The sequence below is a fragment of the Desulfobotulus sp. genome (assembly GCF_034006065.1).
Classification (GTDB): Bacteria; Desulfobacterota; Desulfobacteria; order Desulfobacterales; family ASO4-4; genus Desulfobotulus.
The window spans coordinates 1-13,829 of sequence record NZ_JAVETM010000058.1; the positions used below are offsets into that span (position 1 = coordinate 1).

The 13,829-nt window shown below is 50.1% G+C and carries 8 protein-coding genes; 6 read left to right on the forward strand and 2 right to left on the reverse strand.

Going from position 1 to position 13,829, the window contains the following annotated elements; translation table 11 throughout:
• Positions 1-1,552, forward strand: a 1,552-nt coding sequence (locus RBR60_RS14805) for a sodium:solute symporter family transporter (protein WP_320358180.1), incomplete at its 5' end; no start/stop codon positions are given.
• A gap of 278 nt (positions 1,553-1,830) precedes the next feature.
• On the opposite strand, the gene RBR60_RS14810 is transcribed toward RBR60_RS14805, so the two are convergent.
• Positions 1,831-2,658 carry a metallophosphoesterase gene (locus RBR60_RS14810; protein ID WP_320358182.1) on the reverse strand — a complete coding sequence of 276 codons (828 nt, stop codon included), beginning with the start codon at positions 2,656-2,658 and terminating at the stop codon, positions 1,831-1,833.
• The gene (locus RBR60_RS14815) at positions 2,655-5,582 is read right to left on the reverse strand and encodes a DUF294 nucleotidyltransferase-like domain-containing protein (RefSeq protein ID WP_320358184.1); all 2,928 of its coding nucleotides are present in this window, start codon (positions 5,580-5,582) and stop codon (positions 2,655-2,657) included. Before RBR60_RS14815 ends, RBR60_RS14810 begins: the two co-directional genes overlap by 4 nt.
• A gap of 258 nt (positions 5,583-5,840) precedes the next feature.
• On the opposite strand from RBR60_RS14815, the gene RBR60_RS14820 reads away from it, so the two are divergent.
• From RBR60_RS14820 to RBR60_RS16855, 5 genes are all read left to right on the forward strand, one after another.
• Positions 5,841-7,310, forward strand: coding sequence for a cache domain-containing protein (locus tag RBR60_RS14820; protein ID WP_320358186.1), 1,470 nt, complete (start codon positions 5,841-5,843; stop codon positions 7,308-7,310).
• Positions 7,307-8,656: a sigma-54 dependent transcriptional regulator gene (locus RBR60_RS14825; RefSeq protein ID WP_320358188.1), complete on the forward strand. Its 1,350-nt coding sequence runs from the start codon at positions 7,307-7,309 to the stop codon at positions 8,654-8,656. The genes RBR60_RS14820 and RBR60_RS14825 overlap by 4 nt, the downstream gene beginning before the upstream one ends.
• 628 nt (positions 8,657-9,284) lie before the next feature.
• The gene (locus tag RBR60_RS14830) at positions 9,285-10,817 is read left to right on the forward strand and encodes a hypothetical protein (protein WP_320358190.1); all 1,533 of its coding nucleotides are present in this window, start codon (positions 9,285-9,287) and stop codon (positions 10,815-10,817) included.
• A 664-nt stretch (positions 10,818-11,481) separates the two neighbouring features.
• On the forward strand, positions 11,482-12,900 hold the full coding sequence (locus RBR60_RS14835; RefSeq protein ID WP_320358192.1) for a transferase: 1,419 nt from the start codon (positions 11,482-11,484) through the stop codon (positions 12,898-12,900).
• Between the two features lie 798 nt (positions 12,901-13,698).
• Positions 13,699-13,829, forward strand: a 131-nt coding sequence (locus RBR60_RS16855; protein ID WP_413815475.1) for a type IV pilin protein, incomplete at its 3' end; no start/stop codon positions are given.

Sequence of the window (13,829 nt, forward strand, 5' to 3'; positions counted from 1 at the left end):
TGAGCTTGCCGCAGGGATCAGCACCCTCATCGTATCGGTCTGCTATCTGATCCCCCAGATGGTGGGGGCAGGGGTTCTCATTACCCCTCTTCTGGGTCTGGAGCATCACTGGGGTGTGATCATCGTAGGCTGCATTGTGACCTATATTGTGGCCACGGCCGGCATGACCTCCACCACCTATGTACAGTTTATCAAGGGGGGCTTGCTGATCATCTTCTCATTCATCATGACCCTTGCCATCCTGAACTATGGCATCAACAAAAAGCCATCTGAAAACTATCGTGATTTTAAAACCCTTGCCGCAACCGTTGAGGCGGGTAAGGTAACAGGCGTGGCAGATGCCTCCTATACCCTTCTGGGTTCTGTTCAGGTAGGTCAGGATCAGTTTGTCAAACTTGAAAAGGATATGCTTGTCAACTGGTGGTCCCTTGCAAAGGTGGATGGGGCCTATGTGCTGAAGGAAGCCTTGAGTGTCGTTCGCCTTGCCAATGGTGAGGAGATGTACAATGGTGCCCCCAAAACCGAGCAGCGTTTCTTCCAGGTGGGGCATGCCAGCAAGATCATTGTGGACGGCCAGGAAGTTGATAAAACCGGTCCCCTTGGTCCTTTTAAATTTCTCAGCACCATTACCAGCAGTGAGATTGTCCGCTTTAAAAGAGTCCTTTTCATGGATGGAGAAGACCGGGTCATGGTCTGGAAACAGGCACCTACCCAGGGTACGGACATCATGAAGCCAGGTCTTAAGGTAAATCTGGGTGAAGGCACGGGTTTCCTTGGCAACCTGAATTTTGTTTCCCTGATGCTGGCGCTTTTCCTCGGGACTTCCGCACTGCCCCATGTTCTGATCCGTTACTATACGGTCCCCAGCCCTAAGGATGCCCGGAAATCTACCATCGTCGCCATTGGCTCCATTGGTTTCTTTTACATCCTTACCGTTTTCATGGGTCTTGGTGCCATGGTGACCGGTGTTCTGGATCTTGAGAGCAGCAACATGTCGGCTCCGCTTTTAGCCAAACATTTTGGTCTTGTGCTCTTTGCCTGTATCTCTGCCATTGCCTTTGCCACAGTACTCGGTACGGTTTCAGGTCTTATTGTCGCCTGTTCCGGTGCCGTGGCCCATGACCTGGTTTCCAATTACATGGGGATCAATCTTTCGGACAGAGGACAGGTTCTTGCCGGCAAGGCGGCAGCCGTGGGCGTGGGCATCATAGCCATGATCCTGGGCATCATTTTTAAAGGGATCAACGTCTCTTTCCTTGTGGGCCTTGCCTTTGCGGTGGCAGCCGCAGCCAATGCCCCGGCCATCATCATGATGTTGTTTTGGAAAAAGACCACAGCCCAGGGTATTATTGCTTCCATTTTTGTCGGCATTGTGACTTCCCTTGTGATTATTCTTTTTTCTCCCAGCACCTATGCAGACCTGTACAAGATCACGGCAACGGCTCCCATTCCTTTGGATAATCCCGGAATCATCGCCATCCCCTTGAGCTTTATCACCCTCGTGGTTGTTTCGCTTCTGACACAGAAAGAGGCAAAGACTGTAACGGCTTAAAGCGCGTATCCTTATCCTGCTCAGAAATGTCCTATGCTTAATCCGGAAGGGGGATCACTTTTTAAGTGGTTCCCCTTCTTTCGTTTTTTCAAAGACCCGCAGCCTGAGGTGGATCATTTTGTATGTTTTTTTAACATAAAGCGGAATTTCTATACCTCTTCTTGTTTGTTTTTGTCAATGGTATTTTTGTTTTAAAGCATATGTGTATATAAAGTTGACATTGGGGCTTTGGATCTGTACAAGGTAGGCTCTCTGGATATGGTGTCTGTCCAGAATAATCAAAGCTTTATCCAGGGTGTGGAAGGGCTCTTTTTTTTGAAAAACAACGGCAGGGTTTCTCTTTTTTCCTGTGTGCTTGCGGAGCTGGCTCCGCTGGGACGGATGATATGGAGGGAGGCAAGGATCCTTTCAAAAAAGGAGGATCGGCCAAGGCGGACCTCATGATTGACCTTGATCAGGTTGAAATTGGCATCGAGAATGGCAAAGCCGCGCCAGGCGATGCAGATGCCGTGATACCGCGTTTGCCCATCCACGTAATCGTGCCACCTGTGATGGTGGCCGAAGAGCCAGAGTCTGGGGTTGAAATGCTGGGTCAGCTCTTCGCTGCGGGGAAAACCGGGGTTACGGTAGTAATGTACGCCCGGACTGTTGGGAACGCCAATGCCTGTGGGACAGTCATGGGTGATGATGATGTCTGCGGCCTCCGGTGGGAAGGAGAGGCAGCGATCAATCTGGGGGTTGGTGATGAGGGTGCCGTATCCTGTCACCAGGGGGTCCATGTAGCCTGTTCCGCCCAGGGCCAGGAATCTGTGCCCGTCTATGGTGTGCAGGGATGCCCGGGGCAGGTAGGTGAAGCAATCCTCGTATTCTTTGACAAGCTTCTGGATTTTATAAAAATCCTCATGATTTCCCTCAATGAGGTAAAGGGGCTTCAGAAATCGTTTGTGATGTTTTCTGAAATAAGCTCTGAGGTGGGAGGCGTAGAGCCCAAAGTCTCCTAAGTGAATGACACAGGCAATGGGAAGCCCCAGAACATTTTCCGCGTATTCAATATGCTTGTTCACTGCGTCATAGTAGCAGTGAGTATCGGTCACAATGAGTATCATCCGTTATTGATCTGTCCGGTAAAATCATAGCTCAATTTTACCTGAAAGTTTTTGGTTTGGGAGAAGATTTCCTTGAGCAGTTTTTGTTCGATGGATGTGAGGCTGCGTGGGAAAACATGGTTGGACGGGCTGTGTTTGCCCGAAGCAATGGCCTTTGCATGGACGCGTAGACGGATCTGCATGAGATAGGTATAGGCCTGAATCATTTCTTGATGGTTGATATCGTTGAGGATTTTGAGTTCGTGGAGGGTGTCCAGCCGTGTGATGGTGTTGGCGGCTCGGATTTTGTTCTTGATGGCGTAGATCCTTGCAAAGTCCACAATGGGCATCATGGCGCTTTTCATTTCAAAGGCTCCGCGCTTAGGGCCGGATGTTTCCACAATGAAATTGCCAAAGAGTCCGATGGGGGGAGCCATTTGCAGGATATTTCTTGCAAGCATCTGGAAGAAACGGAAGTTTTCCGATGCAATGCCTTCGATGTGGCAACGAAGCTCGTCTTCCAGAGCGGTGTCACCATAGGCGGTGCGGAAATCAAAAAAGATCTTGATCCGCAGGAGATCTTCGGCTGTGGCGGAAAAAATCCACCGACTGAAGTACTGTTTCCAGGTGGAGAGGGGTTGGCAGTATTCCGGGTTCATGGCCATGTTGTTGCCTTCGCAGAAGGTGTAGCCTGCGGCGTTCATCCAGGTGCAGACTTTTTTCCCCAGGGCGAGGAAGTATTTCTGGACAGACGGTTCCTGATCTGCGGGAACATCCTCGAAAATGATGGCATTGTCCTGATCGGTTTTAAGGGTCTGTTCCTCGCGACCCACGCTGCCAAAAACAATAAAGGCAAACCGCGTGGGAGGGGGGCCCAGCTCCTGGGTGGCGAATACAATGAGGCGCGTCAGTATGGTGTCGCTGATCTGGGTGGTGAGGCTGTTGATGTTCTGGGGCTTGACACCGCTTTCGATCAGGGTGGTGAGAAGAAAGGGAGCAATGCCGCTGGTTCTGATGAGTTCGTCCGGGCTTGAGGATTCCCGTATGGCGTCCAGGAGGACGGAGGGTGAATAGTGCTGGATGGCCAGAATGTCATTGCCTGTCATGTTGCCGATGATGTCTCCTTTGTTGTTGGTGATAAAGAGATGGGGATGGCGATTGTGGCGCATGTCCGCCCAGGCTTCAAAGACGGATGCCTGCTCCGGAAGCGTGGGGATGGGAGAAGACATGATGGCTGAAACGGGCGTTGTGAGGGGAGGCATCTTCTGGCTGATGGCCTGCCGGATTTCCTGATCACTCAGCCAGCCCGTGATCTTGTCCGCCTCCCTGACCAGCAGGGCATGCGCATGTTCAGCTTCCATCATGCCGATTGCCTCGTAAATCGGGGTGGATGCCGGGCAGTCCGTGGCAGGCCGGAGACTGAGGCTGCCAATGCGCTGGTTGTGGTACATGAGGGCGGCCTGCATCTGGGAGATGAGTCTGGTGTTTCTTTCTTCCTGAAGCACAAGGGCACTGATGTCTTCCAGAATTCCGTCGAAACAGGAAATTCTGCCGTTCTTATCCAGAACCCGGACGCCCCAGATGGCTGCATGGAAAGAGGAGCCATCCTTGCGGACAAACCTTACAATCTCGCGTTTGAGCCCATGGGGACCTGTGGCGTGGCCTAGGGTTTTGTAGTCATCCCGGTTAAAGTAAAGATCTAAAAGGGGTTCGGCAAAGAGGCTTTCCTTGGAGGGATACCCAAGAATCTGTACCAGGGCGGGATTGGCCTCAATGAATCTGGGGTTTTTTCCAAGACTGATGCGGAAGAGGCCGACATTGAGATTGTTGACCATGGAACGGAATTTCTCTTCGCTGGCCCCCAGGCGGCTGCGCTCTTTTTTTCTTGTGGTGATGTCTGAAACAACGGCCATGAATCCGGTTTTTCCCCCAAGAGAAATGGGAGCCGCAGACAGGGTGATGTCGATCAGGTTTCCGTTTTTGCTGCGGATCTGGGCTTCAAACCGTTCGGGGACGCGCCGTCCTTCCAGAAGCAGGGTCATGAAATTATTTTCCCCTGGGTCTTCGGAGGGAAGGAACAGTCTGGCGGTTTCCATGCGGAGCAGTTCTTCCAGGGAATACCCGAGAAGATCTGCAATGGGTTGGTTGGCATACATGATGGTGCCTTCAAGGGACATGACCATGCCCTCTGCGGCAGACTCCACAAGGGTGCGGTATTTTTCTTCGGATTCCCTGAGGGCTTTTTCGGCAAGTTGCTGCTTTTTCATGGCTTTGTAGCTCTGGCTGGCAATGAAGGCGAGCAGAAGAGAGATAATGAAAAGGATGGAAAGCGATATCTTGATGAGATTGTTGGTGATGGTTTTGATTTCCGCCTTGACGTCATCGATGTAGATGCCCGTGCCGATGATCCATCCCCAGGGGGCAAAGCCCTTGACATAGGAAAGCTTGGGAATGATGCGCGCTTCTTCATCCTGCCACTGCCAGCTGTATGCGACATAGCCGCTTCCCTGTGCGGTCACGAGCTTGACCATTTCAATGAAAATGCGCTTGCCATCAGGATCCGTGTAATTGGCGAGGCTGGCCCCATCCAGGTCGGGGCGGTAGGGATGGATCACCATGCGGGGGGACATGTCGTTGATCCAGAAGTAATCCTTCATTTCATGGCCATAGTGCAGATTTTTAATCTGGTCCATGGCCTGTCTCTGGGCCTGGAGGGTGTCAATCCGTCCCAGCTGCACCTCATTTTCCAGGGTGGAGAGAATGGTCCATGCGGAGTTGGTGAGCTCCCGGATCATTTCCCTTTTTCTTTCAAGGCTGTTGTTTTCTATGGTGGGGATGATAATGGAAAAAAAAGCAGCCAGAAAAAGGGCCATGGTGAGAATGGTGGGAAGGATGAAGCGGACGAGAAAGGAGCTGATATGTGCGGAATTTCTGGATGAGGTCATTCAGGCCCCCGGTTTGGATGGATGTGGGTGAAAAAAGATAAGATGTCCAAGGGAAGAATCTGGGTGTTGCTGTGTGGATAAAGTTTTATTTTTCATATGTTTTTTATACGTTAACTTCCATTGTCGGGTCAAGGATAAAGCCCGTTTTGTGCGGTCATATCTGAGAGAAGATGCCTGGGTGACAAAAAAGAAGCGGATGAATTTCGGGAGTCAAAAGGCATATTTTTATATGCTTGATTTTAAATGGAGATCTTGTGAATGATCGCGCCTCATATTGCCTTTCCATGGGGAAGTTTTATCGGTCGGGTCGTGGTGCCCACATTGCTTACCATCGTTCTTTTCATCTCTGCCTTTTTTTTTGTGATTATCCCCATCATCAAGGACAGTGGGATGGAGAGAAAAAAGGAGATGATCCGGGAGCTTACCAATTCCGCATGGAATATCCTGGCCAAATTGCACAATGATGAGCGTCTGGGCCTTCTTACCCGCGAGCAGGCCCAGTTTCAGGCCATTGAGCAGATCCGAAATCTGCACTATGGCCATGAGATGAAGGAGTATTTCTGGATCAATGACATGAGTCCGCGGATGATCATTCATCCCAATCGCCTGGATCTCATTCAAAAAGATCTTTCGGATTATGCGGACCCTGACGGCAAGCGTGTGTTCCTTGAAATTATCCGGCTGGTGTCCGAGGAGGGGTCGGGCTATGTGCGTTACAAGTGGCAGGCCCATGAGGATCCTTCTGTCATGGTGCCCAAGGTTTCCTATGTCAAGGGGTTTGCTCCCTGGGGATGGGTGATTGGCACGGGTATTTATGTGGATGATATCTATGCGGAAATGAATCTGCTTGTGGAGCACATTGTGGCGGTTTCTCTGGTCATTGTCATGCTGAATGCCTTTATTTTTCTGCATATCATCCGGGGAACCTACCTGACCCATAAAGAGCAGCGGGCGGCTGCGCTGGAACTCAGAAAGGCCAAGTCCTCCCTGGCGCTTTCGGAAAAAATGGCCTCCCTCGGCAGGTTGTCCGCCATGGCGGCCCATGAAATCAATAATCCTCTTTCTGGGATTCTCTCCTATGCCAGGCTTTCTGCCCGCTACCTTGAGAAGGATACGGTAAGCAGGCAGGACCTTAATGGGGTGGTGGAGAATCTGCGGATTATTGCGGGCGAGGCGAAAAGATGCGGGGATATTGTGAAAAACCTGCTTTTGTTTGCCAAGCAGTCCCTGCTTTCCGTGCAGCATGTGCATATGAATGAAATCATTGCCTTAAGTGTCCGCGTCATTGATCACACGGCAAAAATGCGGGGCATCCGTCTGAAGGCGGAGCCCGGTGCTGGCGATGATCTGGTGCAGTGCGATCCCGGGGCCATGCAGCAGATTCTTGTTGCCCTCATCATCAATGCCATTGAATCCTCCGAAGAGGGCGGCGTTGTGTTTGTGCGGGCGGTGTACGATCGGGAGGATTCGGTCTGTGTGGAGGTTGAGGATAATGGGTGTGGCATTGATGAAAAGGATATTCCGTACATCTATGACCCGTTTTTTTCCACAAAACAGGAGGGCAGCAGTCTGGGACTGGGACTCTCTGCGGTATATGGCATTGTGCAGCACCATTCAGGGGATATCCGTGTGCAGTCGAAGAAGGGCTCAGGCACAAAATTTTCCATTACTTTGCCCAGGGTGTATCGGGAAAAAGGTGAAAACGGAACGGGGAAGCAGGGCGTATGAAACCTTCGGATATAGCGATTTTGATTGTTGATGATGAAGCCTCCATCAGAAACTCCCTTGCCCAGTGGTTTGAGCTGGATGGGTACCGTGTGGGAACAGCGGAAGATGCCAGCAATGCTTTGGTGCAATTGCAGAAGGATTCCTGGGATATCGTGATGCTGGATATCAAAATGCCGGGAATGGACGGCCTTGAATTGCAGCGAAGAATCCGGAAAATGGATGAACATATCATCACCATCATGATGACCGCCTTTGCATCGGTGGATACGAGCATACAGGCCCTTAAGGAAGGGGCCTTTGACTATGTGGTCAAGCCTGTGGACCCCGATGACATGGGGCACCTCATCCGGAACGCGGTGGAAAAACGAAGACTTTTCTATGAAAATCGTCAGCTCAGGCAGCATATCGAGGGAATCTCTCTTGCCGATGAAATCATTGGTGAAAGCCCTGGGATCAAGAAAGTGATTGATAAGATCATTGAGGTGGCGCAGACGGATGCCGCTGTGCTGATCCGGGGGGAGCATGGCGTGGGCAAGGAGTTGGTTGCAAAGGCCATACACAGCAACAGCATGCGCAGGTACGCGCCCATGATAGCCGTGAACTGCGCCGCACCTTCCGAGGCCTATCTTGAAACCGAGTTGTTCGGCCATGAAAAGGGTGCTTTTCCCGGAGCGCTGTACAGCCGCCAGGGACGATTTGAGATGGCAGATAATGGCACCCTCTTTTTTGATGAGGTGGGGGGAATCACGGAAAAAGTGCAGGCGGATATTCTTGGGGTGATGGAAAGAAAAAAACTTGTGCGCCTGGGGGGAGATCGGGAGATTGCGGCGGACTTTCGCGTGGTCTCTTCCACGACCCAAGACCTTGAACGCCTGGTGCACAACGGCGCTTTCCGGAAGGATCTCTATTACAAGTTGAATGTTGTGACCATCACTATTCCCCCTCTGCGGGAGAGACGTCTGGATATTCCGTCCATTGCAAGGTTTTTCATCAAAACCTATTCCCGCTCCATGAATAAGGCGGTGTTGGATATTTCCAATGATAGCCTGGACATGCTGGTGGACTACCATTGGCCTGGCAATGTCCGGGAGCTCCGGAATGTGATTGAACGGGCCATGGTGGTGGCCAAGGGCAATCTGATTGAACTGGAGGATCTTTCCTTTTTCTTTCCGGTTTCGGAAGGAGAAGCCGCAGAGCCGGTTTTATCCCTTGAAGAGATGGAGAAAAGGCATATCCAGAAGGTTCTGAATCTGACCCATGGGAATATTGCCCAGGCCGCAGGCCTTCTCAAGGTGAGTCGTTTGACAATGTATAACAAAATCAAGAAATACCAGTTGAAAAAATAGGTTTTTTTCTGTGTGGGCGCCAGAATCCGCCCTGGGCGAAAGCTTTGCATACAAAAAGTCTTTCACCCAGGGCTGTTGTTTTTTTAAGAAACATCGTTGAATGAGAGGGCGTGTGTTTTGGGATGTAAGGCGCAGGATCTGGGGTGTTTCGGGAATTTTGTTTCGGGACAAAAGTGTTAAAAGATTTTACATGTAAAAAAATTTAAAAAAATATTGTTGACAAAATAAACAGGTTTTCCCTATAAGACTCCCGTATCGTGTATATAAAATTAAAAAATTCTGGTTTTCAGGGTTGGATTTTTGAAAACGTAAGATGGACATTCTGGGGAAAAGGGGTGTCCTGGCATGAAAGAAAACCCCTGGGGAGGAAAAACTCCGGGGATGATATAGATGTTTGTGAACAATGTTTTTTGGGAGGTTCTGCAGGAAAAGGGGTGGGGGGTTTTAATCTGAATGGATGTCTTGTTTTTGGATTCATGTGGGATATTTGAAAAAATGATTTTTGAGTTAATTCCAGGGAGGAGCAAAAATCAGATTTTTTAACAGGTCCCAGGGTATCCGGATTCTACGACAAAAATTCAGGCTTTATATCTAATCTCTATTATTCTTCTTAAAAGGAGTTTTTTTCATGGTTTATACACAGGTTGCCCCGATGATCGGGCCCATGGCGTATGCATTTGCACTGACCATACCCATTGTTTTGATTGCAAGGAGTGTGTTGGCGGGTACCAAGTACTCCCCCATTCTCATCGTGGTGGTTTTCGGTCTGTTTATGGGATTTGCACTCCGGCATACGGGCATGGTGCAGCCGGGCCTGAAGGAGTTTCCCTTTGTCGTCATGACGGCCAATGTGACCATCATTGCCCTGATTGCCAGTTTCTTTGCCGGTGGGCAGGAGCTTTACAGGATTCTCAGGGGCATTGAGGCCAAACCGGATGAGCAGGTTGTGGCTTCGTCCGAGGAACTTGTGCTGGGCACCACAAGCACCCAGTTTGTGTTCATCATCCGGGCCTTTTTCCTGATGCTGGGGATCCAGGGCCTTTACCGCACCATCGCGGGCGCGCCTGCGGGGGATGTACTGGCCAACGTTTATCCCCTCATCGGCTATGTGGGCATCATTTTGTCTCTGATCCTGATCGACCCCAAGGCCGTTGTGAAGGATAAGCGCCTTTACATTAAAAAAGGTTTCCTCGAAATTGTTCTTTGCCTGGTGATTCTGCTGGTTTCAGCCTATATTACCAAGTTCGTCAAGCCGACCATCGCACTTCCCCAGATTTTCTTTGCCATGATGGTTTCCGCATCCCTCGGCGCCATCATGCACAACTGGCAGTTCGGTCCGACCCTGCGCTCCCTGCTTTTTGCCGGTATTCCCGTGGTTCTGGCCGCAAACTTCCTTGTGGGCGGCACACTCATTGCCGATGCCTTTGCCATTGAAGGCATGAACTCCGTCATGGCCTATGGCTTTTTCGGTCAGGTATTCTGGATGTTTGGTGGTATGAGCCTTCTCATCTTCCTCGGCAAGGCCAATCATGTGCGTAACCTCGCTCCAGGTATGGCGGGCTCCCTTTCCCACACGGGTCTTACCGGCGCCTGCACCGCAGGGGATATGGGCGACAAGGCCGCTTCCAGGGCCCCCATCATGATCAACGTGCCTTTCTTTGGCCATGTCTTTGTCTTTTCCATTCTGGCCATGAGCGCCCAGCAGGGGGAAATGGCCTACTTCTGGGGCGGGCTTGTGGCCCTGGTGGGGATTGCCCTGACCGCCTGGTCCTTTGTCCTGCTGCGCAAGGCCAATGGCTCCGATGCTGCGGAAGTGAAGGGGCTGCTCTTCTTCTGTTTCGGCTGGCAGCTCACGGCGGTGTTTGGCGGTCTCATGCTGCTTTGCCTGGGAGGCATGCCCATCAATGACGCGGCTATGGCCAAATCGGCAGGGATTTCCCATTTCGGTCTTTTTGCAGCTGTTCAGGAGGGAATGTTCGGAACCCGTTCCGCAACCCTGATCCCCTTTATATTCGCCATGCCCTTCCTGGTGCATCCCCTGGTCTTTGGCATGTTTGGTAAGGCCATGGAAAATGGAGGAAAAATGCCGGAAAAGGTAGTGTATGCACTGGGTGCAACGGGTTTTGTTGCCGTGGTACTGGCGGCCTTTATGATTAACTAAATGAGTGATCAACGAGTCTTGTTGTTGGTTTTTGAGCAGAAAAAGCCCCGTCCTTTACGCTAAGGGCGGGAAGATATGGGTGACGCAGGGCAGCTGTGCTGTCTGGCGTCACCTTTTTTTGTGGGTTTTATCGAGGTTGGGGATATGGTTGTAGGACAGTTGCCTCGCTTAGGTCCATGTTGTACAAGCTCATGGGGTATTGGATCCTTGGTGAGGGTTTTTTCTTTTTGTTCTTTTTTGTTTCAAAACGGTTCTTTATGAATGTGCCATTATGTTTGATTTTTATCGGACATTTCGCTTTTAAAAGCTTTTAGATGAAAAATGGCGTTTTCATCCGTTTTTTTTCATTTAACAGAGCATACCGTTTCTATTCCATTTCATTCATGTAAAACTACGTTATCGGCATGAATATTCCCAATTTTCATTTCAGGATGTGCCTTTTTTGAGAGGGGGACGAGAAAAAAGTTTCATGGCCGATGTTTCTGCTGGATCATCTTTTGCATTTTCTTTTTGGATCAATGCTTGGATACAGGTCCCGGCATTCAGGGATGCGGGATTTTTTTAACCCTCGCATGTCCCGGAAAAGCATGTGAAGTAAAGGTGGATGTCTAAGCCTTAAAGCCCATCTTTTTATACGGAACTTTAAAAGATTTTTGGAGGCAGCATGCAGCAACTCGAAATCCTGATTGACCGCATTCTTTCCCGTGTGAATCTTAACCTCAGGCCTTTCAATTTTAAGGTGGACGAATCCATACGGAATCTTGTTTCCAGTGAGAAGCTTACCCGTTTTTATGGATTTTACGGTGTTACCAGCCAGCATCCCCTCCAGTTCAATTTCTCCAGATCCAATGTCGGTGGCAGTTATTTCCTCGGTAAATGTGTGGTGGACCACTCCATTCTCCATAAATGTGATATCCGTGGGGATGAATTAAAGCGCAAAGGCGATACCTTTGAGCACAACGGGGGTACCATTGTTCTTGGGGATGATGAAATCATCCGTATCCGGGACAGTTTTTTAATCCACACCCTTGTGCACAATTATTCCCATGATCCGGAACATCCGGAAGAATTTCTGATTCAGAACACGGCGGCAGCCCATTACGCCAACATTCACGGAGCGCCTGTGGAAGGCTGTTTCCTCGGGCCCTTTGCCACGGTGGACCTGTGCACCCTGCACGGTTGCAAGATCGGCACCTTTTCCTATGTACAGGCCGGGGATCTTTTCCATGAGAATATTCCCGACGGCACCATCTGGGTTAAAAGGGATAATTTTGAGTTCAGATACACCTTTGATGAAAAGGGGCTTGCTCCCTATATCCATTTTGAGCCGGGTAAACTGCCCGAAGGCATTATCATGGATTTTGTGGAAAGCCGGAAAGAGGGTTTTCGGGAAGTTTTTGAAAATCCTTACTGTGAACTCCCCATTGATGTGCCCGAAGGCAGCGCTGTGAGTCCCTATTCTGTCATCCGGGGGCAGACCGTGGTCCAGGAGCTGGTGCTGGTGTCCCAGCGGGCCTATCTGGACAGCGCCTGGATGGGACCTGGGGCCAATGCCCAGGAAAATTCCTATATCATCAATTCCAGGCTTGAAAAAAATGATGTCACGGCCCATGGCGCGAAAATCATCAATGCCCATCTGGCGGAAAGGGTTTTTGTGGGTTTCAATTCCTTTGTGCGGGGAGCTGAAGGAAATCCACTGAAGATCGGAAAGGGATGTATGGTCATGCCCCATACCATCATTGATCTTGAGGAAGGACTTGAGATTCCGGCAGAAACGGCTGTCTGGGGCCTGATCCGGAATGCCGAGGACTTAAAGCTTCACAGCATTGCCTTAAAGGACCTGGAGACGATCACAGGAGAGGTCTCCCTCGGGAACATGGTTTTCAAGGGGAACGGGAAAGCTTTTGCGGATGTCTTCAGAAAGCGCATTGACCATATCCTTGAGGTGAACGGGGCTTACTATAAGGAGACCGGCCAGAAGGGGCATGCCCAGGATGACAGCTTCATATCCTTTAATATCATTCAGCCCTATCTGACGGGAAGGTACAAGGGACTTTTCCCCACCATTGATATCAGGCCCTGAGCCCATTCACAGGCCCTCCACCGTCTCCCGGAATTCCGGGAGACCCGTTTTTGTGAACAAACAATCAAGCCGCCTGCGCAGAAATCATGTGCAGGCGGCTTGATTGTTTATCCGGCGAAAGCGGAACCCCGTTTATTTGCAAGAAAATGGATAAAGTGTCCCTTCCGAACGAATTCATGGGAAGCACAGCCTGCCAGCTCAATCATTGGACCATATCCAGTAAATGGTTTGAAGAGTCAGGTTTGTTCTTGATGGATCTGATAGGGTGAATGCTTTCCCGATCAGGCGGAGATCAGGTTGAATAGAGGTCGGGTACGAGGGGTGTGAGAAGGGATCCTGCAGAGCGGGTCTGTCTGTGCTACCCTGCGCCATTGCGGAAGACGATTGCCTGTTTTCTTAACGAGATATTGAAAGTGATGTCGTGGCGTGACATTCAAAAAAGGATGCGCGGATGATGGGCTATGCCCACCGGATTGCCTGGATAATGGCGCGAAAAGCTTGCGCGCAAGATATTTATGACCCAGGGTCACTTTATATTTTCCTTGATTTTTATTGTTTCCTTGTTTATAAGTTTCCCATTGTTCTGATCGTTTTATGATTTACTTTCTTTACGCCTTCATTTCCGTACGGATGTGTGAACCAGCAAGGCCTTTTATGGGGCATTCTTGTTTTTTGCATATACGCAGAGGGCTTGCTCGCACGGAAATTCGCATGGGGAAGGAGTCCTTTCGCAGAATATTACTGCGATCAGGAGGTTGTTGATCTTGCTGTGAATCATATGCACAGGTGGGGGCTGAAATGATAGGGAAAAAAGATCTTGATCCGGTTTTTGGTGTGCATGGTCTGACCCTGGTGGAGCTGATTATCGCCATGGCTGTTTTCGCTATTTTAAGCGGTATTGCTGTTCCGCGATTCAAGGAACAGGTGCA